Annotated in this window: 26 protein-coding genes; 13 read left to right on the top strand and 13 right to left on the bottom strand. The window is 47.0% G+C overall.

The genetic code is table 11. From position 1 onward, the window contains the following. Nucleotides 1–16 precede the first annotated feature (16 nt). The 6 genes from HMPREF9446_RS14900 to HMPREF9446_RS14875 all read left to right on the top strand — a co-directional run bounded on the left by HMPREF9446_RS14900 (nucleotide 17) and on the right by HMPREF9446_RS14875 (nucleotide 5,731). Nucleotides 17–532, top strand: a complete 516-nt coding sequence (locus HMPREF9446_RS14900; protein WP_009126557.1) for an OmpH/Skp family outer membrane protein — start codon at nucleotides 17–19, stop codon at nucleotides 530–532. A gap of 129 nt (nucleotides 533–661) precedes the next feature. Further along, complete coding sequence (locus tag HMPREF9446_RS14895) at nucleotides 662–1,168, top strand: OmpH/Skp family outer membrane protein (RefSeq protein ID WP_009126555.1); 507 nt, start codon at nucleotides 662–664, stop codon at nucleotides 1,166–1,168. 156 nt (nucleotides 1,169–1,324) lie between these two features. Further along, entirely contained in the window at nucleotides 1,325–2,170 is an 846-nt protein-coding gene (murI, locus tag HMPREF9446_RS14890) for a glutamate racemase (protein ID WP_009126554.1), read from the top strand. 896 nt (nucleotides 2,171–3,066) lie between these two features. Continuing rightward, a complete protein-coding gene (locus HMPREF9446_RS14885) occupies nucleotides 3,067–3,306 on the top strand; it encodes a DUF2007-related protein (protein WP_009126553.1) in 240 nt (79 codons plus the stop codon). 26 nt (nucleotides 3,307–3,332) lie between these two features. Then, entirely contained in the window at nucleotides 3,333–4,412 is a 1,080-nt protein-coding gene (proB, locus tag HMPREF9446_RS14880; protein ID WP_009126552.1) for a glutamate 5-kinase, read from the top strand. Nucleotides 4,413–4,483: 71 nt separating this feature from the next. After that, nucleotides 4,484–5,731, top strand: coding sequence for a glutamate-5-semialdehyde dehydrogenase (locus tag HMPREF9446_RS14875; protein WP_009126551.1), 1,248 nt, complete (start codon nucleotides 4,484–4,486; stop codon nucleotides 5,729–5,731). Here HMPREF9446_RS14875 and HMPREF9446_RS14870 read toward each other — a convergent pair. Continuing rightward, nucleotides 5,728–6,909, bottom strand: a complete 1,182-nt coding sequence (locus HMPREF9446_RS14870; RefSeq protein WP_009126550.1) for a porin — start codon at nucleotides 6,907–6,909, stop codon at nucleotides 5,728–5,730. The genes HMPREF9446_RS14875 and HMPREF9446_RS14870 overlap by 4 nt on opposite strands. 205 nt (nucleotides 6,910–7,114) lie before the next feature. Between HMPREF9446_RS14870 and HMPREF9446_RS14865 the strand changes: the two genes are divergently transcribed. Beyond that, on the top strand, nucleotides 7,115–8,068 hold the full coding sequence (locus HMPREF9446_RS14865) for a Rossmann-fold NAD(P)-binding domain-containing protein (RefSeq protein ID WP_009126549.1): 954 nt from the start codon (nucleotides 7,115–7,117) through the stop codon (nucleotides 8,066–8,068). Nucleotides 8,069–8,191: 123 nt separating this feature from the next. Here the strand turns inward: HMPREF9446_RS14865 and HMPREF9446_RS14860 are convergent, their stop codons facing one another. From HMPREF9446_RS14860 to rpmH, 7 genes are all read right to left on the bottom strand, one after another. Further along, nucleotides 8,192–8,578 (bottom strand): rhodanese-like domain-containing protein, encoded by a 387-nt coding sequence (locus HMPREF9446_RS14860; RefSeq protein WP_039969767.1) that lies wholly within the window; start codon nucleotides 8,576–8,578, stop codon nucleotides 8,192–8,194. A gap of 12 nt (nucleotides 8,579–8,590) precedes the next feature. Continuing rightward, the gene (locus HMPREF9446_RS14855) at nucleotides 8,591–9,265 is read right to left on the bottom strand and encodes a NigD1/NigD2 family lipoprotein (protein WP_009126547.1); all 675 of its coding nucleotides are present in this window, start codon (nucleotides 9,263–9,265) and stop codon (nucleotides 8,591–8,593) included. A 30-nt stretch (nucleotides 9,266–9,295) separates the two neighbouring features. After that, nucleotides 9,296–10,450 carry a hypothetical protein gene (locus HMPREF9446_RS14850; protein WP_009126546.1) on the bottom strand — a complete coding sequence of 385 codons (1,155 nt, stop codon included), beginning with the start codon at nucleotides 10,448–10,450 and terminating at the stop codon, nucleotides 9,296–9,298. Nucleotides 10,451–10,455: 5 nt separating this feature from the next. Continuing rightward, nucleotides 10,456–11,436, bottom strand: a complete 981-nt coding sequence (locus tag HMPREF9446_RS14845) for a D-alanine--D-alanine ligase (RefSeq protein ID WP_009126545.1) — start codon at nucleotides 11,434–11,436, stop codon at nucleotides 10,456–10,458. Continuing rightward, complete coding sequence (locus HMPREF9446_RS14840; RefSeq protein WP_009126544.1) at nucleotides 11,433–12,503, bottom strand: RluA family pseudouridine synthase; 1,071 nt, start codon at nucleotides 12,501–12,503, stop codon at nucleotides 11,433–11,435. The genes HMPREF9446_RS14845 and HMPREF9446_RS14840 overlap by 4 nt, the downstream gene beginning before the upstream one ends. A 54-nt stretch (nucleotides 12,504–12,557) precedes the next feature. Next, nucleotides 12,558–13,199 carry a PASTA domain-containing protein gene (locus HMPREF9446_RS14835; protein ID WP_009126543.1) on the bottom strand — a complete coding sequence of 214 codons (642 nt, stop codon included), beginning with the start codon at nucleotides 13,197–13,199 and terminating at the stop codon, nucleotides 12,558–12,560. 166 nt (nucleotides 13,200–13,365) lie between these two features. Further along, the gene (gene rpmH / locus HMPREF9446_RS14830; protein WP_013545983.1) at nucleotides 13,366–13,527 is read right to left on the bottom strand and encodes a 50S ribosomal protein L34; all 162 of its coding nucleotides are present in this window, start codon (nucleotides 13,525–13,527) and stop codon (nucleotides 13,366–13,368) included. A gap of 193 nt (nucleotides 13,528–13,720) precedes the next feature. Between rpmH and efp the strand changes: the two genes are divergently transcribed. The 6 genes from efp (at nucleotide 13,721) to HMPREF9446_RS14800 (ending at nucleotide 17,676) form a co-directional block, all read left to right on the top strand. Further along, nucleotides 13,721–14,287, top strand: a complete 567-nt coding sequence (gene efp / locus HMPREF9446_RS14825; RefSeq protein WP_009126541.1) for an elongation factor P — start codon at nucleotides 13,721–13,723, stop codon at nucleotides 14,285–14,287. A 160-nt stretch (nucleotides 14,288–14,447) separates the two neighbouring features. Then, on the top strand, nucleotides 14,448–15,437 hold the full coding sequence (locus HMPREF9446_RS14820; RefSeq protein WP_009126540.1) for a glycosyltransferase family 2 protein: 990 nt from the start codon (nucleotides 14,448–14,450) through the stop codon (nucleotides 15,435–15,437). Nucleotides 15,438–15,489: 52 nt separating this feature from the next. Continuing rightward, the gene (gene radC / locus HMPREF9446_RS14815; RefSeq protein ID WP_039969710.1) at nucleotides 15,490–16,176 is read left to right on the top strand and encodes a RadC family protein; all 687 of its coding nucleotides are present in this window, start codon (nucleotides 15,490–15,492) and stop codon (nucleotides 16,174–16,176) included. Nucleotides 16,177–16,271: 95 nt separating this feature from the next. Then, the gene (locus tag HMPREF9446_RS14810; RefSeq protein WP_009126538.1) at nucleotides 16,272–16,583 is read left to right on the top strand and encodes a metal-sulfur cluster assembly factor; all 312 of its coding nucleotides are present in this window, start codon (nucleotides 16,272–16,274) and stop codon (nucleotides 16,581–16,583) included. Nucleotides 16,584–16,601: 18 nt separating this feature from the next. Continuing rightward, nucleotides 16,602–17,366 (top strand): UDP-2,3-diacylglucosamine diphosphatase, encoded by a 765-nt coding sequence (locus tag HMPREF9446_RS14805; protein ID WP_009126537.1) that lies wholly within the window; start codon nucleotides 16,602–16,604, stop codon nucleotides 17,364–17,366. 100 nt (nucleotides 17,367–17,466) lie between these two features. Then, nucleotides 17,467–17,676 carry a hypothetical protein gene (locus HMPREF9446_RS14800; protein ID WP_009126536.1) on the top strand — a complete coding sequence of 70 codons (210 nt, stop codon included), beginning with the start codon at nucleotides 17,467–17,469 and terminating at the stop codon, nucleotides 17,674–17,676. A 111-nt stretch (nucleotides 17,677–17,787) separates the two neighbouring features. Here the strand turns inward: HMPREF9446_RS14800 and HMPREF9446_RS14795 are convergent, their stop codons facing one another. The 5 genes from HMPREF9446_RS14795 to HMPREF9446_RS14775 all read right to left on the bottom strand — a co-directional run bounded on the left by HMPREF9446_RS14795 (nucleotide 17,788) and on the right by HMPREF9446_RS14775 (nucleotide 24,200). Further along, the gene (locus tag HMPREF9446_RS14795) at nucleotides 17,788–19,185 is read right to left on the bottom strand and encodes an alkaline phosphatase (protein WP_039969707.1); all 1,398 of its coding nucleotides are present in this window, start codon (nucleotides 19,183–19,185) and stop codon (nucleotides 17,788–17,790) included. 178 nt (nucleotides 19,186–19,363) lie between these two features. Then, a complete protein-coding gene (locus HMPREF9446_RS14790) occupies nucleotides 19,364–20,563 on the bottom strand; it encodes an acetate kinase (RefSeq protein WP_009126533.1) in 1,200 nt (399 codons plus the stop codon). A 110-nt stretch (nucleotides 20,564–20,673) separates the two neighbouring features. Next, nucleotides 20,674–21,690 carry a phosphate acetyltransferase gene (gene pta, locus HMPREF9446_RS14785; RefSeq protein WP_009126532.1) on the bottom strand — a complete coding sequence of 339 codons (1,017 nt, stop codon included), beginning with the start codon at nucleotides 21,688–21,690 and terminating at the stop codon, nucleotides 20,674–20,676. A gap of 131 nt (nucleotides 21,691–21,821) precedes the next feature. Further along, nucleotides 21,822–23,372 (bottom strand): hypothetical protein, encoded by a 1,551-nt coding sequence (locus HMPREF9446_RS14780; protein WP_009126531.1) that lies wholly within the window; start codon nucleotides 23,370–23,372, stop codon nucleotides 21,822–21,824. Nucleotides 23,373–23,405: 33 nt separating this feature from the next. Continuing rightward, entirely contained in the window at nucleotides 23,406–24,200 is a 795-nt protein-coding gene (locus HMPREF9446_RS14775) for a hypothetical protein (RefSeq protein ID WP_009126530.1), read from the bottom strand. Nucleotides 24,201–24,216: the final 16 nt, after the last annotated feature.

Here is a 24,216-nt window from a genome sequence, read left to right as displayed (position 1 = left end):
TTAAAAACCAGACGTTATGAGAAAGAGTATTTTATTAATGTTGCTGCTGCTTACCGCAGGTATGACAGCAAATGCGCAAAAGTTTGCCTTGATTGACATGGAATATATCCTGAAAAACATCCCGGCTTACGAACGTGCCAACGAACAATTGGCCCAATCCTCTCAAGTATGGCAAAGCGAAGTTGAAAAAATCTCCGAAGAGGCCAAGACTATGTATAAGGAATACCAGTCCAAGATAGCCACTCTTTCAGAAGAACAAAGAGGCAAAAGAGAAGAGGCTATCGTGGCAAAAGAGAAATCGGCAGCCGACCTGCGCCGTCAATATTTCGGCCCCGAAGGCGAATTGTACAAAAAGCGTGAGAGTCTGATGAAGCCTATCCAAGACGAGATATACAATGCCGTCAAGGAAATTGCCACTCAAAAAGGATATGCAGTTGTGGTTGACAGAGCCTCTGCGTCAAGCGTCATTTTTGCCACTCCAAGCATTGACGTCAGCAATGAAGTGCTTGCTAAATTAGGATATTCAAATTAATTTCATACATTTGCCAAGCAAATACAGGCTGTATCCGGCATTAAAAGCAAGCATATTTTGTATAACTCCCGGTTTACACTATCTTTGCAACGATACAACAAATAATCATTCAAATAAATAATAAACATTATGCTTAAAAAAATCGCACTACTCGTAGTTATGTTTGTCCTCCCCCTGGGGGTTATGGCGCAAGCTAAATTCGGTCACATGAATTCTCAAGACGTTATTTCCGTTATGCCTGAATTTACAAAGGCACAGGCAGACCTGGACGCTTTGTCAAAGCAATATCAGAAAGAAATGGAAACCGGTCAGGCAGAATTCCAGAAGAAATATCAAGAATTCCTGGCACAAGCTGACTCTCTGCCGAAAAACATAGCAGAAAGACGCCAGAAAGACCTGCAGGAAATGGCACAACGCCAGGAAGCATTCCAACAAGAAGCTTACCAGGCCATGCAGAAGGCACAGCAAGATGCCATGGCTCCTATCTACAAGAAGTTGGATGAAGCGATTCAAGCCGTAGGCAAAGCAGAAGGTGTAGTTTATATTTTCGACTTGGCCCGCACTCCGATACCTTTCGTCGGTGCACAGAGCATTGATGTAACCGCTAAGGTCAAGACACAGTTGGGCATTAAGTAACAAGCCAACAAAAAGACAATAAGGAGGCGCAGGTGTAGACTTGCGCCTCCTTATTGTTTACCGGTGCCTTATCCTTAAAAAGGAAAGTCACAGTTACCCGACCTACTTAATCAAAATTTTACACTATCTTTGTAAAGCAGATAATTCTTGAAAAGTATGAAACAGATGTTACCCTCTACCCCCGGCCCTATCGGCGTATTCGATTCCGGTTATGGCGGCTTGACTATCTTAAGCAAAATACGCGAAACACTTCCCGAATACGATTACATCTATTTGGGAGACAATGCCCGTACCCCATACGGTACCCGCTCTTTCGAAATAGTCTATGAGTTCACTCTGCAGGCAGTCACCAAACTGTTCGAGATGGGTTGCCACCTTGTCATTCTGGCATGCAACACAGCTTCGGCCAAGGCATTGCGAAGCATACAGATCAACGACCTCCCGCGCCTCGACCCGATGCGCCGCGTACTCGGAGTCATCCGCCCCACTGTAGAGTGTATAGGAAACATCACCCAAAGCCGCCATATCGGTGTCCTGGCCACTGCCGGAACCATCAAATCCCAATCCTATCCGCTGGAAGTACATAAGCTGTTTCCCGACATCAAAGTCAGCGGAGAAGCCTGTCCGTTGTGGGTACCGCTCGTAGAGAACAACGAAGCCCGGGGAGACGGAACGGACTATTTTATCCGTAAATACATTGATGAGCTACTTGCCAAGGACAACCAGATAGATACCGTTATTCTGGGCTGCACACATTATCCGATATTATTGCCTAAAATCCGGCAATATATGCCTTCAGGCATTACAACCGTTGCCCAGGGAGAGTTCGTTGCAAAAAGCCTCAAAGATTATCTCCAACGCCATCCGGAGATGGATAAAAAATGCACCAAAGGAGGAAGATGTGTATATCGTACCACGGAAGCAGAGGATAAATTCATAGAATCGGCCTCCACTTTCTTGAACGAAGCCATTAAAGTAGAACGGATCTCACTGGAGTTTTAAGCCTGCGACCGGAATTGCGGATATCACCGGAATCGCCCAAAGAGAGTATGTCAAAACTAAAATGGCCACTCTCCAAAGTTACAGATTATAACTATAACACTTAAAAGGGAGGTGTGTCAAAACTGATAAAAGAACGCAAATTACACAAATTACGCAAAAAAAAGCGAATCTGATAATCGCTGACTATCAGGAGTCATTAAAAAGCAGGGGTTGTGTAATTCGTGTTAGTTGTGTTCTAAATCTTTATTTTGAGACACCTGCCTTTCTTTAGCCTTTTAATATATGCTCAAATCATAAGTTCATCGTTTCAAAATTTGAGTTCTGAAACACCTCTCCTGGCACATTTTACCGATACAGCCTTTTCACCGGATCAGCGACTCAATCCGCCCCGATTGCAGGGAAGGTCTGATACTTTATTCTAAGCTTGCGGATATGTATTCGCAACGTGCGGATATATGTTCTAAGGCTGCGGATATGTATTCACAGTGCGCGAACAGAGATTTCTCTTAACTCCTACAGACTTTAGAGCCAGTACTAAAAAGTTTTTCTAGCTGTTTCCCAGAACTTTTCCATTAACTCGCAGGACACGGGATATCTATGTCAGTAAGTAAAGACACGCACATCCTCACTCAAGCTTATCTTTTACATTCTCCGACAATCCATCATTTTTGCGAGAATCTACCTTCCATTCCCGCTGAATTTATCCAAATAAAAAGCGGAAAAGCGAAAACTTCTTTACCTTTACAATTGTTAATACATAGAAGAGACCAGAAGCGCAGATGCGCTTTTTCTGAAAACAGAATAGAAATATTATCCGATAAATATTGATAAGTATAACAGCCATTTCAAAACTTAACGCTATATTTGTCAGACAAAACCTCTAAATTCATACCATTATGAAAGCAGAAGACAAAAGTAAACTCGTTGAAGTATTCAAAGGGGCACCGTGGGAAGCCGAACTGGTAAAAACCCAACTTGCGAGCAACAACATCGACTCCATGACCAAAGACAGCCTATTGGTAAATATTGTATTGCCCCCCACCGCAATTGACATTGCCGTTCTCGTCAGAGAAGAAGATTATGAAGCTGCGATGGAGGTGGTCCGCGAACGCGAAAAAAACAAAGATGGAGATTAAAAACAGCCTGAAGGCCTATCACAAATATGAAACAACTATTTACAAGAGTCGCTGTCAAGATAGGCAGCAATGTCTTGACACGCCGTGACGGAACATTGGACGTCACGCGCATGTCTGCACTTGTAGATCAGATAGCTGAACTGCATAAAGCAGGCATAGAAATCATACTCGTCTCCTCCGGAGCCGTAGCTTCGGGGAGAAGCGAGATACATCCCGGCAAAAAGCTGGACAGCGTAGATCAGCGCCAGCTGTTTTCTGCCGTGGGACAGGCAAAACTTATCAACCGGTATTACGAATTGTTCCGAGAGCACGGCATCCCCGTAGGGCAAGTGCTCACGATGAAAGAAAACTTCAGTACCCGCCGCCATTACCTCAACCAGAAAAACTGCATGACCGTCATGCTGGAAAACGGGGTTATCCCCATTGTCAATGAGAATGACACAATCTCAGTAAGTGAACTGATGTTTACGGACAATGATGAGCTTTCAGGGCTGATAGCTTCCATGATGGATGCCCAGGCACTGATTATCCTGAGCAATATAGACGGAATCTACAACGGGCCTCCTGCCGACCCTTCTTCACAAGTAATCCGGGAGATAGGACAAGGCAGAGACCTGTCCTCCTACATCCAGACGACCAAGTCAAGTTTCGGAAGAGGAGGGATGCTGACCAAGACAAGCATTGCCCGCAAAGTTGCCGACGAAGGTATCACCGTCATCATAGCCAATGGTAAACGGGACAATATCCTCGTTGATATAATCAAGAATGAAGACGTCCCCTACACCCGCTTCATCCCCTCATCAGAACCGGTGTCAAGCGTAAAAAAATGGATTGCACACAGCGAGGGGTTTGCCAAGGGGGAACTCCACATCAATGACTGTGCCACGCAAATACTGTCCTCCGACAAAGCCGCCAGCATTCTCCCGATAGGCATCACAGCCGTAGTGGGTGAGTTTGAAAAGGACGATATCGTGCGAATCGTCGACTCCGAAGGCAATCCCGTCGGGATAGGAAAAGCGGACTGCAATTCCGGACAGGCGCGTGAGGCAATGGGAAAACACGGCAAAAGACCGGTGGTACACTATGACTATTTATACATAGAATAAAAAGATCCCAATAAACAAACATTATCAGTTGTACTTTGTACACAGAACCATCGCTTATCTGAAATAAAGAAATGAACTTACATGAGACTTTTGCTGCCGTACAGAATGCAAGCCGCAAGCTACTGGCCCTGAGCGACAAAGAAATCAACCATATATTACTGGCTATCGCGGATGCAGCCATACAGCACACGGCCTTTATCCTGGACGAAAACCGGAAAGACCTGGAACGCATGAATCCTGCCGACCCGAAATATGACCGTCTGAAACTGACAGAAGCCCGCTTGCGAGACATTGCCGCAGATATCCGCAACGTAGCCTCCCTCCCCTCACCCTTGGGACGGATTCTGAAACAGAATATACTCCCCAACGGACTGAAGATAAAGAGAGTCAGCGTGCCTTTCGGAGTAATCGGCATCATCTACGAAGCCCGTCCCAACGTCAGTTTTGATGTATTCTCACTCTGCCTCAAAAGCGGCAACGCCTGCATTCTGAAAGGTGGAAGCGATGCAGACTATTCCAACCGTGCCATCGTCAGTATCATACATGGAGTGCTGGAACATTTCAATATAGACACCCACATCGTAGAACTGCTTCCTGCAGACCGTGAGGCGACAGCCGAGCTGCTGCACGCCAACGGCTATGTGGACCTGATAATACCGCGCGGCAGTAGCGGGCTGATCAACTTCGTACGCCGGAACGCCACCATTCCGGTCATCGAGACAGGAGCCGGCGTATGCCATGCTTTCTTCGACCACTATGGCGACGCAACGATGGGAGCTGCCATCATCAACAATGCCAAGACGCGCCGTGTCAGTGTCTGCAATGCGCTGGATTGCCTCATCATCGATCTTGGCCGCCTGGCCGATCTGCCCGGCCTGTGCCAACCGTTACATCAGAATAATGTGGTAATCTATGCCGACCGTCCGGCCTATATGGCCCTGCAAGGCAAATATCCCGCCGGATTATTGCAACCTGCCACTGAAGAATGCTACGGTAAAGAATTCTTGGACTACAAGATGGCTGTCAAGACAGTGACGTCCATGCAAGAAGCGATGGCACACATCCGGAAATACAGCTCCAAGCATAGCGAATGCATCATTACGGAAGACCATGCACGCGGCGAACTGTTCTGCCGTGAAGTGGATGCCGCATGCGTCTATGTCAATGCACCGACTTCATTCACTGACGGCGCCCAGTTCGGACTAGGTGCCGAGATAGGCATCAGCACCCAAAAATTACACGCACGCGGTCCGATGGCACTGGAAGAAATCACCACGTACAAGTGGATTATCGAGGGAAACGGACAAACGAGAGACTAAAATACCGGTATCGTATAAACCAGTCCCAACGAAATGCGTTGGGAACTGTAGTCATCTGCTCCCAACGCCTTTGCACGTTGCGTCAGGCCATGGTTCTTATACAGGAGATGAAGGAAGATAAGCAGCTCACTGTTCTCCATAGGAAAATATTCAGCACATGCCTGCACATTCCAGGTGCGGCGGTAAAGGCCTTTCTCATAAAAGCCGTTTGCCTTGTAAACACTTCCCGTTTCGTACGCACCCTTGACATACAGGTTCCAATGCCTATGAACGCGATAGTCAAAATTGGCTATCGTAGCGAAATAAGAGACGTGCTGAGCCGTAACACCACCTTCCGGACGGCTGGCGGAAAGCTCACTGACCAGCCCTTTACTGTCCAGCCCTTCACGGGAATACATGAAATCCACATAAGCCAACACCGGGCCTTTCTCCCAAACATTACCGGCTGTGAGATAGAGGATGTTCCGCTTATCCGCCAACTGCCCCCACGATACCGAATAGCGGAGATTCAGCCCACGGTCAAAGAAATAGCCGTCCCAATTGGCAGTGGAGAGCATAGGTACACGAACCTTGCCCACCTCTTCCGGACGGCCGTACAGAAAAGTCTCATCCTCATCACCGCCGCGGTTATTCACGACCTGGAAGTTCAACTGCTGGGTCGGCGACAAGCTGACAGCCCCATTCACCCCTGCCTGATAACAAGCTATGTTATTATTGAAATCACTGAATTCACGCACCTTGATGGAGTTCACCCAATATTCATAGCCGCCCAACTGAAGTGCCTGCTTACCCACAGTCAGTTTGAAACGCCTGTTCATTTTCCAGTTGACAAGCGCACATTCCACGGAAGATGACAGTTTATCAAGCACATGCGGATTACTGTATTTATTGAAAGACTGACGGAAATGGTAAGAGAAATCTTTGCCGAAAGAGCCCAATATCTCCAGACGTACGGCATTGATCTTGAAAGCCGCCTCATCCAGCTTCCCGTCGGTAAGGTAGGCTGCCGCCGAAGTATAGAACTGGAGGTTCATACTGCTGGAAGCAATGGATTTGCCCTCTTTCGTGACACGTTCCAGCAGGGTTTTGCCTTCTGCGGGACGTATTAAAGGTTCTTGTGCTACAGCAGCCATCACTCCTCCCGCCAACAGACAGGCAAATAAAATCGTCTTTTTCATTATTTACGCGTATTAGATTTATCGGACAAAGATAGTGCAAACTGAAAGCAGTTGCAAATTTATTTGTAATTCACATTTAATCTTTATCTTTGCCAAAGACAAGATAAGCTGCATCTCGGCATAAAAATGAAACAGCTCATTTTATGCTGCTCCCAACTTGCATTATCTTTGCCGTGGATATAGATACACTAAAAGAACAGTGAACATGAAGAAATTTACTTGCGTGCAGGACATCGGTAACCTGAAGTCCGCACTGGATGAAGCATTCGAGATCAAGAAAGACCGTTTCAAATATGTGGAACTGGGACGTAACAAAACGTTGATGATGATTTTCTTCAACTCCAGCCTGCGTACCCGCCTCAGTACCCAAAAAGCCGCCTTGAACCTGGGCATGAACGTGATTGTACTGGACATCAACCAGGGAGCCTGGAAGCTGGAAACCGAACGCGGTGTCATCATGGACGGTGACAAACCCGAACATCTGCTGGAAGCGATTCCTGTGATGGGCTGCTATTGCGACATTATCGGTGTGCGCTCCTTTGCCCGCTTCGAGAACAAGGAATATGATTATAATGAAGTGATACTGAACCAGTTCATCCAACACTCAGGCCGCCCGGTATTCTCGATGGAGGCTGCCACACGCCATCCTCTGCAAAGTTTTGCCGACCTCATCACCATCGAAGAATACAAAAAGGCCGCACGCCCTAAAGTAGTGATGACCTGGGCTCCGCATCCGCGCCCGTTGCCACAAGCTGTCCCCAACTCTTTTGCCGAGTGGATGAATGCTACGGATTATGAATTCGTCATTACGCATCCCGAAGGTTATGAACTCGATCCCAAATTCGTAGGCAATGCCCGTGTGGAATACGATCAGATGAAAGCTTTTGAAGGTGCAGATTTTGTATATGCCAAGAACTGGGCTGCCTATGCGGGCGACAACTATGGCCAGATTTTAAGCAAGGACCGCGAATGGACCGTCAGTGAACGCCAGATGGCTGTTACCAACAATGCCTACTTCATGCATTGCTTGCCCGTACGCCGCAACATGATCGTGACGGATGATGTCATCGAGAGTCCGCAGTCCATCGTTATCCCGGAAGCCGCCAACCGTGAAATATCAGCGACAGTGGTATTGAAAAGACTGATTGAAGGACTATAATAAGGATGGATGTACGGTTTACGGTTGAAATCTGTATTGTAAACAGCCGGTCCGGTGATAGGTCTTGGCAATTCCATGGATAATATCAACCGCAAGCCGTACCTCCTCAAATCATAAGTCCCATCATTTTTCCGTTTCTTTTCCCGCTTCCTGCCAACCGGCCAAACCTCTGTCAAGATCATATACCTTGAATCCCTTCCCGCTCAGAATGACAGCGGCTTTTTTACTGCGTTTACCGCTACGGCAATAAACGGCGACAGGTTTATCTTTCTGTAAGATGGAATCGGCCACCGACGCAAATTCCTTATCCAGTACATTAATATTGACACTGCCAGGAATATGCCCCTCCGAATACTCGGCAACAGTACGCACATCCAGACATTGTATTTCCGGATCGGCTATCAACACGGCAAACTTTTCTACAGGGACAGACTCGAAATCTCCCCCTTTATGCTGGCAAGAGAACAAGGTGGAGAATAAAAGACAAATGCCTGCAAACAATACTTTCATACGGTATTTCATTTAATATAGAGGAACGTAATCAAAATCATAAGTTTTCATTTCACCCGAGTAAGTATGCAGGCTGAAATGAACCGTCACTTTCTCCACGCCTTCCGCCGCATACTGCCGCAAAGGCACGGACAAGTAGGCACGTTGCGTATAGCCCGTATCGTGGGCGGCATCATGGTAAAGAGTCAAATACACCTCTTTATGCCCGGCCTCTACATCTGAAGCCACCTTGTCTTCAATGAAATGAAAGGTGTGCCTGCCACCCTGCGCCTTGATGTTCAAGGTAATATTCAAGTAATCAAGCCCCATCCAGATACTCAACACATCGGCAGGATCCGTCTTGACGCCTCCCTCAAATTCTCCGGCAGGCTGTGGCACAGGAGAGACCGTACGCATCGCCGCATACAACTTTACTCCGGAAATACCGTCGGATGCAGTTGCCGGACCGTAATTACCGACTATGCGGACTGAGGAATTTGCATCTATAACTGAGTTCGTCGCATCTTCAACCACCCTGTAGGTTTTCCCCTCATCGGTCAGGACGGACTGCAAACTACCATCCGCCCCTGCATGAGCAGTGAGAAATTCCAGCTTCACGGACGGATAATGATACTCGTCATCACCACAAGCCGCCAACAGACAGGCAAACAAAGGCAAAAGCCACCGATAATACTTACCTTCAGTCATTCTCTTATCATAATTTAGTCCTGATACCTTTCAGGAATTTGTTGCCGCCAGGTAATTCTTCAAAGGATTGGCATACATCAACAGTATCTTCTCACGCAGGAAGTCCATATCCTTATCGGGAATCTCGATACGCGCCAACTGCTGTTCAAGGTAGGCCAGGAAACGTTGCTTGTCATCAGCCGTATAGTGACAGGAGAAGTTTTCATTTCCTTCCAGAAGATCACATGCCACATAATTATTCGGATAAATCCGGTAATTAGAGTGGATGCGCCGGTCTATCATGGCCGATATACGGCTGAAAAGTTCCGGTTTAGGCAACGAACGGTCCATCCGTTCCAACTCATCATTGATGCAGGCACCCGTCTGAAAATGCACCGATCCCTTGAAACCGAACAAGCCGATCTGCATACTTCTCAAGTCATCAGCGGTTGTTTTCTTATAGTCGGGCATATCACGCTTCAACTGGAACTCCCACGCCTTCAGAAAATCGCAAGGGTCATATTCGTACGAAATGGCCAACGGAGCAATATTCATCTCCATCAGACGGTCAACGATATCTCCCTCGCCACCGATGGCAAGCATCTTCAAGATGCTGTCCTGCGTAAGGTCGTTGGAATCCTTGGCACGCCCCTCGCGCTGGGCTATCCAGATGGACTGTTTCTTTTGTGCAATCGTATAATGCATATAACGCGACATACGTGCAGAAGATTCAAGCATCTGGCGCATGGGCAGTCCGCGCTGCACAATGAACGATTTATTGACACGTACCAGTTTCTTGATCCAAGGATAGATCAGCAGATTATCACCGATGGCAATCTCTACCGTATCCATCCCCTGATCTATCAACAAGATAGACAAGAAACCGGAATCGAGTATAATGTCACGGTGATTGGAAATATAAGTATAAGCCGCCTTCTTGTCTTTCAAGGCAGTATGATCCAACGACAACCCATTGGCTGCATCCTTCGCTATTTTCCACAGGAGATCGTAGCAGAAGGCTTGCTGAAACTCCAGCTTGCTTTTGCAAGCACGCATTTTCCGGGCAATCATATCAAAAGGCACCCCGGGAATCACCGCAGCAACCACTTGGCGAAACGCCGGGTCGGCAATCAGTTCCTCATAGATTTGAGGAAGTTCCTCGTCATGATAAGGACGGATTTCATCAAATTCCACGTTCACGTTCATAAGGATTAGTCACTAAACTTATTTTCTATAATATCGGTCATTACATCTTTGATATCAAGCCCTGCCGCACGTACCTGTTGGGGGATAAAACTGGTGGCAGTCATACCTGGAGTAGTATTCACTTCCAGCAGGTTAATCTTATCACCGGCCGTGATGATATAGTCCACACGAATGATTCCCGAAGCCCCCAATATGTCATAAATGGCAGAAGTCAACGCCTGCACCCGCCGGGTCAGGTCGTCTGAGATACGGGCAGGAGTAATCTCGTCGGACTCGCCGTTATACTTAGCCTTGTAGTCAAAGTATTCATTGTGGGTCACGACTTCTGTAATAGGGAACACGACAGCTTTGTCCTTTGTTTTATAACATCCGCAGGTTATTTCCGTCCCATCCATAAAGGCTTCCACCACTACTTCCTGCGCTTCTTCAAACGCCTTGGCTATGGCAGGCTGTATCTGTTCTTCGGTCTTCACCTTGGTCACGCCGAAACTGGAACCTCCCAGACTGGGCTTGATGAAGCAGGGCAAACCTATTTTTTCCAATACATCCCTGTTGGAGACAGACTGCCCCTGACGCAGCATCAACGACTCGGCAATACGCACACCGAATGCTTTGAGATATTGGTTGCAGGCGAACTTATCGTATGTAAGGGAGGCAGCCAGAACACCGCAACAGGAATACGGGATATGCAGCATATCGAAATACCCCTGCAAGCGCCCGTCTTCACCCGGAGTACCGTGAATAGTGATATATGCGAAATCAAAGACGATCTTCTCGCCGTCCAACCGGAAACTGAAATCATTGCGGTCCACCGGTGCTTTCGTACCGCCGGGCAATTGGACGTGCCAGTCCAGCCCATGCATCTCAACAATATACAATGTATATTTCTCCTTGTCGATAAAGGAGTAAATCCCCTGGGCACTGCGCAGGGAAACATGGAATTCGGAGGTATCCCCTCCGGCTACAATAGCAATCGTGCGTTTCATTCTAATTCTCTGTTACTGATATAGCTTCTCCATTTATCAATCAGCCGGGTCATGTCGTCGGGCATTTCTGAGGTGAAATACATTTCCTCCCCGGTGACGGGATGCACAAACCCCAGCGTCATGGCGTGTAATGCCTGCCGCGGACAAGTTTCGAAGCAATTGTTTACAAATTGTTTGTATTTAGCAAAATGAGTTCCTTTCAGAATTTCATGGCCGCCATAACGCTCGTCATTGAAAAGAATGTGCCCTATGTGTTTCATGTGCACACGAATCTGGTGGGTACGTCCCGTCTCAAGGATACACTCTACGAGAGTCACATATCCCAAGCGTTCCAGCACCCGGTAATGAGTGACGGCATGTTTGCCCTGGTCATCGGAAAGAACCGCCATCTGCATGCGGTCTTTGGGGTTGCGCCCGATGTTGCCCACTACGGTGCCTTCATCCTGCTCCACATTCCCCCAGACCAACGCACGGTAGCGGCGTTTCGTCGTTTTATTGAAAAACTGGTTGCCCAAATGAGTTTTGGCATCCGGGGTCTTGGCTATCACCAGCAGGCCGGAAGTATCCTTGTCGATGCGGTGCACAAGTCCCACATGCGGATCATTGGCGTCGTAATCGGGATTATCTTTCATGTGCCAGGCTATGGCATTGACAAGAGTACCATGATAGTTGCCGTGTCCGGGATGTACCACCAGCCCGGCAGGTTTATTCACAACCATGAGGCATCTGTCTTCATATACTATATTCAAGGGAATATCTTCGGGGATGACCTCGTTCTCATAACGGGGACGGTCCATCATCACAGTGATGACATCCTGCGGCTTCACCTTATAACTGCTTTTCACCGGCTTGCCGTTAGCCATTACAAAACCCGCGTCGGCAGCCTTCTGAATGCGGTTGCGGGAAGCATTCGTCAGACGGTCGAACAGATACTTATCTACACGCATCATCTCCTGCCCCCTGTCCACTACCACACGGAAGTGCTCATAGAGCTGCGCTTCATCGCCAACGGCTTCTACATCATCCAGATCATCATTTTCTATGTCGTCCGGCAATTCTTCTATCATCACTGTATTTACGATTTGACTAATTACGATTTACGGTTGAAGTCACATTTTTAATTAAAACCAAGACTCGTCTGCGGACGAGCCAGCGGAAGCAGCAGGTTCTACCGTTTCTGTACCTAAAGAGTCCGTCTCCTGCGGCAACTCTCCACCGTCACCGACCATCAAGGTCAACACGGCTCCCATAGGAATCTTCTCGCCGATTCCCAGCTCCTTTCCCTTATATTTTACGCCATATACCCAATCCTTTTCTCCAGCTACGTATTGAATTTCCGCCAACTTGAATCCGGATGCCAGAATACGGGCTTCCGCCTGACGCAACGAACTGTTGTCTGCCACATCAGGAACAGTCTGCAAGGGAATGTTCAGTGTATTAATGGTAAGATAGATAGTGCGGCCCTCCTTCACTTTCTGCCCGGCAGCAGGATTGTATTCAAGAATACATCCGGCAGGCAATGTTTTTACATAGCTGGAATCCGACACCACACAGACCAACCTATGGTTACGGAACATTTTTTCAGCTTCTCCCACGCTCATGCCTTTAACGTCAGGCACTACCACAGCTTCACCATGACGGGTATATATATCCAGTCCTTTCAGCACTCCAAATACCAGACCGACGACCACAACCGCCATTGCAATCAAATTCACCCAGAAGTATCTATTCTGACGGATAGAGAAAAATTCTTTTATTGTCATAATATCATGCGTTATTGGGGACAAAGATACAATTTTCAGTACAGAGTATCACCGCATGGCAGGCAGTTTTTTGACTCGGTACGCAAATACATCGGGATATAACAAGAAAAGCCGCAGAAGACTTTACAGTCTTTTGCGGCTTTCTTATTTCCTGTTAACAGGTGAATTATGCCTTCACTCCATTGTATTCGTCAGAAACGGTCAGTTTCTTGCGGCCTTTGGCACGACGAGACGCTAATACTCTACGGCCATTTGCTGTAGCCATTCTCTCACGGAAACCATGTTTGTTTTTTCTCTTTCTGTTAGAGGGTTGAAATGTTCTTTTCATTACTGTATCTTGTTTTATGTTATTATTCTCACGAATTCGGGCTGCAAAAATAGATACTTTTTTCAAATAAACCAAGAGATAACTCATTTTCTCTCAAAAGTTTTTGTGTTTTTTACCGATTTCCATTACTTTTGCACTCGCTAAGAGACTTCAACGAAGTATAATCTAACATAATAACATAAAGACAATAAGTATGATTAATGCCCAAGACATTAAAAACGGAACTTGCATCCGTATGGACGGCAAGCTTTATTTCTGTATCGACTTCCTGCATGTAAAACCGGGAAAAGGTAATACTTTCATGCGTACAAAACTGAAAGATGTTGTTAACGGTTATGTACTGGAGCGCCGTTTCAATATCGGCGAGAAACTGGAAGACGTACGTGTAGAACGCCGCCCACACCAATATCTCTATCACGACGGTGACAACTACCAGTTCATGAACCAGGAAACTTTCGACCAGATTCCTATCGACCACGACCTGATCAACGGTGTAGATTTCCTGCTTGAAGGTATGGTAGTAGATGTGGTTTCCGATGCATCCACCGAAACCGTTCTTTACGCTGACGTCCCCGTTAAAGTCGTACAGAAAGTTACTTATACAGAACCCGGATTAAAAGGTGATACCGCTACCAACACCTTGAAGCCCGCCACTGTAGAATCCGGTGCGACCGTACGTGTCCCGTTGTTCATCAACGAAGGCGAAAGTATTGAAATCGATACTCGTGACGGCTCATACGTAGGCCGTGTGAAAGCATAAGCCGGCAAGACAAGAACAGGCATAGATTCTGTCATCCCATAATCCCCGATTCCCTGCGGCATCGGGGATTTTTTCTTTATCCGCAAAGAAAATGGAAGCGACAAGTATTATCGAAATTTAATAGTGTATCTTTGTGGGACAATTTAGAATATAAAGAGCCATGAGATACTCCGTTATCATCCCAGTATATAACCGCCCCGATGAAGTGGACGAGTTGCTGCAAAGCCTCACCGGACAAAGGTTCAAGGATTTTGAAGTCATCATTGTGGAAGACGGTTCCTCCATTCCCTGCAGAAAGGTAACAGAAGCCTACCGGAAAAAGCTGGACATACATTATTATGACAAGCCCAATTCCGGTCCCGGACAAAGCCGCAACTACGGTGCAGAACGCAGCAGCGGAGAGTACCTAATCATCCTTGATTCGGACTGTATATTGCCGGAAGGCTATTTTGAAGCGGTAGAAAAAGAACTGCAAGCATCCCCGGCCGACGCATTCGGCGGGCCAGACCGTGCACATGAATCGTTTACGGACATACAAAAAGCCATCAATTATTCCATGACATCTTTCTTCACTACCGGAGGCATCCGGGGAGGGAAAAAGAAAATGGACAAATTCTATCCGAGAAGCTTTAATATGGGAGTACGCCGCGAAGTGTATCACATTTTAGGCGGTTTTTCAAAAATGCGTTTCGGGGAAGATATAGACTTCAGCATCCGAATCTTCCAAGGAGGATACCGATGCAGGCTGTTCCCCGATGCATGGGTTTACCACAAACGCCGGACAGACTTGAAGAAATTTTTCAAGCAAGTGCACAATTCGGGAATTGCCCGCATCAACCTGTACAAGAAGTATCCGGAATCACTGAAACCCGTTCACCTGCTTCCCGCCGCATTCACGTTAGGGGTGGCATTGCTATTATCAGGTGCCCCCTTCTGCTTGTACAGCCTGTCACCAATCCTGCTGTATGCCTTGCTGGTAGGTACGGACTCTACGATCCAAAACCACAGCCTGCGTATCGGGATCTACTCCATCGCCGCCTCTTTTATCCAACTTATCGGATATGGAACGGGGTTTTGGCGCGCGTGGTGGAACCGCTGCATCCTTGGGAAAGATGAGTTTGAGGCCTTCAAAAAGAACTTTTACAAATAATCGAGAAACAAGAGATGAAGCCCGGAGACCAAAGGAAAAAGAAGAATACGAAATGGAAAAACTGAATATCAACCAGTGGGCAGAGAAAGACCGTCCTCGGGAGAAAATGATGCAAAAAGGAGCAGAAGCATTGAGCGACGCCGAATTGTTTGCCATCCTTATCGGTTCCGGCAACACGGAAGAAAGTGCCGTATCCCTGATGCAGCGAATACTTGCCAGCAGCGGCAATGATCTGAACCAACTGGGAAAATGGGAGATTCAAGACTTCGCCCGCTTCAAGGGCTTCGGACCGGCAAAGAGCCTTACCATCATGGCGGCCCTGGAACTTGGCAGACGCCGTAACCTGCAGGAACACCACGAACGTCCAACTATCCATTGTTCTCAAGACATCTATGAGCTATTCCATCCTCTGCTCTGCGACCTCGCTCAAGAGGAATTCTGGATACTGCTCATGAACCAGGCTTCCCGTGTCATCGACAAAGTGCGTATCAGTCGGGGAGGCATTGACCAGACTACCGCCGATGTACGCAGCATCCTGCGGGAAGCCTTGCTGCAAAGAGCCACTCAGATAGCGCTGATCCACAACCATCCCTCCGGTAATCCACACCCCAGTCGGGATGACCAGAGACTGACCGAACTCGTACAAAAAGGAGCGCAGACCATGAACATCCGGTTGACCGACCATGTGATTATCACGGACGGACGCTACTACAGCTTCTGCGATGAAGGGATGCTATGAAGCGGTCAAGGCAAACGCCGTGCCATTTTTTTTGTAGTCTCAAAGAAAATCTTTAGCTTTGTTTCGGAAAAATTGAATTATACACCCTTACGAATATGACCAAATTTGAAATAGAAGAGAAAGTCGTTGCAATGCTCAAAACCGTATATGACCCGGAAATACCGGTCAATGTATATGACTTGGGGCTAATCTACAAGATAGATGTCTCCGACAATAACGAAGTAACTGTCGATATGACCCTGACTGCCCCCAATTGTCCGGCAGCAGACTTTATCATGGAAGATGTCCGCCAAAAGATTGAATCCATAGACGGAGTCGGTTCCGCTATCATCAACCTGGTTTTTGAGCCCGAATGGGACAAGGATATGATGAGTGAAGAAGCCAAGCTGGAATTAGGATTCCTTTAAATCAACTATCATCCGATCATGAAGAATGTATATTTCCTTTCAGACGCTCATTTAGGTTCACGGGCTATCAAGCACGGACGGACCCAGGAGCGGAGGCTGGTCAATTTCCTAGACAGTATAAAACATACGGCAGCCGCCGTGTACCTATTGGGAGACATGTTCGACTTCTGGTACGAGTTCAAGACCGTGGTACCCAAAGGCTACACCCGCTTTTTAGGCAAGCTCTCCGAGTTGACCGATATGGGGGTAGAGGTACATTTCTTCACGGGTAACCATGACATCTGGTGCGGTGACTACTTGACCAAGGAGTGCGGAGTCATTATCCACCGTGAAGCGCTGACCACCGAAATATATGGCAAGGAGTTTTATCTTGCCCATGGTGACGGGCTGGGAGATCCCGACAAAAAGTTTAAACTCTTACGCTCCATGTTCCATAGCCATACCCTCCAGACCCTTTTCTCCGCCCTCCACCCACGTTGGAGCATAGATTTGGGACTGACATGGGCCAAGCACAGCCGCATGAAACGTATAGACGGTAAAGAGCCCGATTATATGGGAGAAAACAATGAGCATCTGGTACTTTACACCAAAGAGTATCTGAAAAGTCATCCCAATATCAATTTCTTCATCTATGGACACCGCCACATCGAGCTTGACTTGATGCTCAGTTCCACGTCACGCATCCTGATCTTGGGAGATTGGATAAACTTCTTCTCCTACGCCGTTTTCGACGGCGAGAATCTATTCCTGGAGGAATTTATTGAAGGAGAGACCAAACTGTAACAGTGCTTTCCAAAACTAAATGATTACGAAAAAGAGCAAAGAACCGGAACATTTCCCGTCCGATCTTGTAATAGTGTCATAACCATTAAAACAAAAAGTTATGGATGATATGATTTATAGGAATGACCCTATTGCCGAAGAAAATTTAAATCCTGACGGACATCCGGCAAAAAATGACCTTGAAGAATGGAGCGAAGAAGTTTCCGAACGTACAGATACCGGCTACAAGGATCAAGAGGTAAAGTCTGCCAAAGAGCGGAAAAAACGCATCCGGGAAATGGATGAGATTATCAAGAAGGATTTGGAATAAAACATACTTGTAAAACTGAAAAAAGAGAAGTGAACCCTAAAAGTTTTTTGCCTGACTTTTAAGGTTCACTTCACTTTTGACAATCTCCTTTTTCAGAATCGTCCCGAATACTTATTTATATCCGGCGGCTTTTGCTATACGCTTCGGAATTTCCGTATTGTCCATCTTGCCCATAAACAACTTGGAGCCTGCCCCCACCGCAAATACCGGTACATATCCGGCTGTGTGGTTACCGCTTGTCCAGCCCACCATGGCAATCTGGCTCATCACCTTCTTGGCAGCAACAGCCAAAGGCTCAGTCTTGGCATAGAGGCTTTCCTCAAATACCACGTGCTTGTTGACAAAAGACTCTTCATAGGCATCACGCAACATCTTCTCCTGTTCCCAAGTAACGGGCAGTTCCTTCCAGAACCCCATTTTCTCCCCCAGGAAGTCTTTTATCTCTTCCCAATTAATAACCTTACGCATCTTGCGCAAATCTGTAATGGAACGTGAGAGGAGATCCTGAGACTGCTTCTGGTTCATCAATGACTTCAGATGCAACTCATATTTGGATGTACCCAGACCGATACCGCCTGTTTCATGGTCGGCTGTAACAACAATCAATGTCTCCTTCGGATGCTTCTTATAGAATTCGTATGCCACCTTAATGGCATTATCCATATCAATCACTTCTTCAAAAGCTGTAGCAGGATCGTTGCCGTGGCATGCCCAGTCTATCTTTCCTCCTTCCACCATCAGGAAGAAGCCTTTTTTGTTACCTTTGGTCAGGAAAGAGATGGCACTCTCTGTAATTTCAGCCAAAGTCAAATCACCTTCCTGGCGGTCAATGGCATAAGGCAGACAAGAAGGTTCCGCACCTTCCTTCTGGATAAGCACCATTTTCTTGGCATCCCCCGCTTTCGCCTTGTACTCATCAAGCCCTCTGGCAATGGTATAACCAGCCTCTTCAATAATAGGAAAAATGCTCGGTGCTTCCTGCTTATCGGCAGTAGTGGTGGGTTTCAGGAAACCGCCTCCTGCATAGAAGTCAAAACCGGCCTTCGGGAGGTCGAGAGCGATTTCGTAATACATATTACGATTAGGCTGATGGGCATAGAATGCAGCCGGAGTGGCGTGGTCCACACTCACGCTGGTAGTGACACCCACCTTCTTGCCGGCCTTTTTGGCTTTCTCGGCAACCGTCTGGAGCACGTTCTTGTCATCGTCCATGCCGATGGCGCCATTATAAGTCTTCGCACCGGTAGCAAGGGCAGTTCCGGCAGCCGAAGAGTCGGTGACAGAATTTGTGGCAGAGAAAGTGGTAGCCATACCGGCAACCGGAAAAGTAGTAAACAACAGAGGCTTTACACCGATACGCCCTTCCTGTTCGGCAAGATACATCTCGGTTCCATTCACCTGGTTTACTCCCATTCCATCTCCGATGAAATAAAATACATACTTCGCCTGTTGGGCATACACTGTACCCGCCAACAGCACAAAGAGCAACACATACATCAATCGTTTCATAAGTCTATCCATTATTTAAAATTGTTCAAAAAGTCGCCTGTGTTCCTTAAAAGTGTAACAAAGATAGGGATTTTATGCCACTTACTTATGAAGATACTGTTAAAAATAAGAAGCCGGAGAACAGCTTTGCTGCCTCCGGCCCTCTATTTTAACCAATCCGGAAATATGATTTCCGGGATTATTTATTCTCCAGAATAGCGAGTGTATCCGAAGCAATCACCAACTCTTCGTCTGTGGGAATCACTACGACCTTCACCTTGGAATCATCGGTAGAAATAACCATTTCTTCACCGTGAACCTCATTCTTTTCAGCATCCAGTTTTACACCCATGAATTCCAGCCCCTCGCAGGCACCCCAACGGGCACTTGCCTGGTTTTCACCGACACCACCTGTAAATACGATGATATCCACGCCACCCAAAGCAGCAGCGTACGCGCCGATATATTTCTTAATACGGTAGAAATACATGTTCTCAGCCAAGATTGCTTTCTTATTGCCGGCAGCAACAGCAGCTTCCAAGTCACGCATATCACTGGATTCACCGAAGATACCCAACACACCGCTCTTCTTGTTCAGAAGGTTGGAAACACCGTTTGCATCCAAGTTTTCCTTCTCCATGATGAAAGAAACGGCGCCTGCATCAATATCACCGCTGCGTGTACCCATCATCAAACCTTCAAGCGGAGTCAGACCCATGCTGGTATCCATGCACTTTCCGTCTTTGATGGCAGAGATAGAGCCACCGTTTCCGATGTGGCAGGTGATGATTTTCTTTCCCTCCGGCTGCACACCGAGGAATTCACAAACACGTTGTGACACATAACGATGAGAGGTTCCATGGAAACCATAACGACGTACACCATATTTTTCATACAGTCCATAAGGAACAGCATACAAATATGCATAATCCGGCATAGTCTGATGGAAAGCGGTATCAAACACACCAATCTGCGGAACATCAGGCAGAATGGCAGAGATTGCATTTACACCTTTCAAGTTAGCAGGATTGTGAAGCGGAGCCAAGTCATTGCAGGCAATAAAAGCGTCCAACACTTCCCGAGTCAACAATACAGACTTGCTGAACTTCTCACCTCCATGCACCATACGGTGCCCCACGGCGTTGATCTCATCCAAAGATTTGATCGCACCATATTCCGGGCTTATCAATGTATTCAGAATAAACTCTACACCTACAGTATGTTCGGGGATATCTTTTTCCAGAATCTTCTTTCCGCCGCCCGGCAGAGTAAACTTCAGGAAAGAGTCTTTCAGACCAATCTTTTCAATGCCACCCTGAGCGATTACTGCTTTATGGTCCATATCAAACAATTTGTATTTGATGGACGAGCTACCGCAGTTCAATACTAAGACTTTCATATTATCAATGTTGAATTATAAATTATGAATTTTGAATTATGAACCGGAAATGATGAATCACGGAAGAGAACAACAGGCCTCCTCCATAATTCATCATTCAAAATTCATAATTATTTATTGTTTTTGGCTGCAATAGCCTGATTAGCAGTAATTGCAATCATACGGTAAACATCTTCGATGGAGCAACCGCGTGACAAGTCGTTCACCGGACGGGCGATACCCTGCAAAATCGGGCCTACCGCATCGGCATGCCCCAAACGCTGTACCAACTTGTAGGAGATATTACCTACCTCAAGGCTGGGAACAACCAGTACATTGGCGTGTCCCGCGATAGAAGAACCCGGAGCCTTGCTTGAGCCCACTTCCGGCACCAAAGCGGCATCAGCCTGCAACTCACCGTCGATGGCAATGTCCGGAGCCATCTCCTTGGCAATCTTCAAAGCCTCAACCACCTTATCCACCACTTCGTGTTTGGCAGAACCCTTGGTAGAGAAACTCAACAAAGCCACTTTTGGATCGAGACCGGCAACAGCCTGGGCAGTACGTGCCGTACAAATGGCAATCTGCGCCAGCTGTGCAGCATCGGGGACAGGAGTCACCGCAACGTCACCCATCACCAGAATACCGTTCTTACCATATTCGGGAGCATGAGTCAACAACAACATGGCACCGGAAACACAAGTGATGCCGGGAGCAGTCTTGATAATCTGCAAAGCCGGACGAAGCACGTCACCCGTAGTATTGCGGGCACCTGCCAACTGGCCGTCAGCATCACCATTCTTGATAATGAGACAACCCAGATAAAGCGGATCGAGCACCAACTTGCGGGCTTCCTCGATAGTCATGCCTTTCTTCTTGCGCAATTCACACAGCAACTGTGCGTACTCTTCTTTTTTCGGATGGTCTTCCGGATTGATAATCGTAGCCTTGGAGATATTACCCAATCCCCACTCTTGGGCACAAGCATTGATTTCTTCGGGGTTACCCAAAAGAATCAGGTCAGCAATTCCGTCAGTCAGAATCTGATTGGCAGCTTTCAAAGTGCGTTCTTCCGTACCTTCAGGAAGAACAATGCGTTGGCGGTTGGCTTTCGCACGTTCAAGAATTTCGTTAATTAATCTTTGCATGATATTTTAATTGTGTATAAAGATCGGTAGCCTGTGTTATTCACGGCGCAAAAATACACAATTTTGCAACATCTACATTGCAATCCGGGGTGTTTTTACACCCCGAATTACAATTATTGTAATATTTAACACTAATAGATAACTTCCGGAGCCACATTCTTGTACTGATCCATACAAGTACCGATGGGAGCACCTATGTAGGTAGGGTCACAAATCAAGTATTCGGTACCGTCTTCCAGCTGCACATAGTCACCGGGAATCTCTTCCGTGAAACGGACAGCCGAAGCTATATGGTTGGGGTAATCCAGCAGGATAGTATCCAGTCCCATCAGTTCTTTCACCAAAGTGGAATACAGCATGGCACGATCCTCACAGTCACAATAGGGATAATAGAATGTTTCATCCGGGAAATTCGGCTTCTCATAACCGAACTGCTCCCCATCCGTCTTGTACTGGAAAGCGGTCTGCACAAAATTCAACAGCAAATTGGCAGCATCTTTCTGTGATTTTCCCTCGATTGCCTTCTTCAATTGCGGGTATAAGGAAGCCCGCAGCTCTTCACTCATCGGAGTCTTATAATGTATCACGACATCGCATTGGGGATAGTCCAGATAGAAATCTATCAGATTCTTGTTGACTACCGTCTGCACCTTCAGCTCATTGCCTGCCAAAGAGAGCGTACGGTCCTGCTCCTCCATGGCAAAAGCCGGGATACCTTCTATATTCAAGCAAACCAGATTCTTGGCATCTGCAAAGTTCTGGCGATAGGTATAAAGGCTTTTAGAACCTTTCGGGTCCGGTTCGAAGACATAGTATTTGTCTCCGTCCTCCATCTTCAGATAAGGAGTGCCGTAAACGGTTCCCGCTGTAGCAATCATCAGTTTCAGACCGTCGTCAATCTTGGCAAGGCGGACTTTATAGCCGGATTTGCAAAGCAGGAACATTTGCAGGAACACGACATCATTGGTGCGGTCCTTACCATACAATTGCTCGCCTATCCGCTTCGTCAAGAGCAGATAAGCCCAATCACTCAGTTTCTTTTCCTTTTTAAGGGTCATACAGTCGCTGACCAACTGCTCGTAATCTTTCTGGCACAGTTCTTTCCAGGCATCAGCCACATTGGCCTCCTTGTCACCGGATAAAGAAAAATGATCGATAACCTCTGTTGCTACCTCAAAGTCAGTGCCATAAAACTCGACGGGAGTACGGTGTACGCTCCTATCGGGCTTAACCACGGGAACTTTCACCACAACAGGCGTATAAGGTTTACCGGGCACATATACTCCCGGAGCCGGTTTATCCTGTATGGCCGGCAAGTCGGGATGCTTCGGATCTACCGCCACCTTACCGCCGACAGCAGGTACAGGCGCTTCGGGAATTTTCAATGCACCCGGTTTGACAGCTACCGGAGGCATAGCAGGCCTGGCCTTGTCAAATATGACCGGCTTGGGAGGCTCGGGACGTACAGGAGCGGGAACAGGCGCAAAAGCATCATATTTCTTCCAGGTTTCCCGCAGGAACGTTTCAAACTCCGCATCCGCCTTATTCTTGAACTCTTCGAATTCCGCTTGCTGCTTCTTCTCGAATTCCTCAAACTCTTTCTCAATGTCCTGTGCGCAAAGAGGCATTGCCGACAAGAAGCAGGCAACGCAAACCACTGATAAACCCTTCATCTTATTCATCCGTATCAATAGATTTAGAGAAGTTAATATAAACTATTTAATCAGTATCATGTCATAAAAGGCACAACGTTTATCATTGGGAATGGAATATACCCATTTCAACACATTCTGATAGGTAACCTCTTCCGTAAACGGGATATTCTCCTTAGTAGCCACCATCATCATGTTGATTTTTTCACTTTCCTTTCCTTGTTTCTCCATACGGTAGTCCACCGCATTACTGAAAGGAACATGATACTCTTTCTCAGCCTCCAGCAGGGAATTACCTTCATAGTCATTGGGGTAAAGCACAGCCCCTCCCGTACTGTCAAACCAAAAAAACTTCAGATAAGAATCCGTACCGTGCACTTTCAAGGAACAGGTAAACACATCTCCCTCCTTATATAAGGTAGAAACGCCCTTCACTTCCAGAGCATACGATTTATCCACCTTCTCTTCTTTCTGTACCGTGGCATCAATAGTCACGACCTTATAAAGGCTGCGGGTATCCGTATCCCAGATTTCCTCCACCTTTTCCTTGGTTACATTCACCATTCCCCCAATCGCCAGTACATTCATTTGCGAATAGGCCTCATGAAGCTCGGTTCCGCTATCCTGGGATATCTGTCCGAAAACGGACCAGACATTCTCCATCACACCGGCCTTGCGCAATGCTTCCTTTTTGGCTTCCATACGGGCACGTTCTTCCGCCTCTTTCAAAGTAACATTATCGCTGACTTGCCAGCGTCCCTGCACACCCTTCACCTTTACGGTGTTCTGAGCATGCAGCGGAGCAACAACCAATACTGTCAAAAGGAATATCCAACCAATCAGTTGATTCCGATTCATTAAAGTCTAATTTTAG

Source organism: Bacteroides fluxus YIT 12057, from assembly GCF_000195635.1.
Taxonomy (GTDB): Bacteria; Bacteroidota; Bacteroidia; order Bacteroidales; family Bacteroidaceae; genus Bacteroides; species Bacteroides fluxus.
This window is presented reverse-complemented; position numbering and strand designations above follow the sequence as displayed.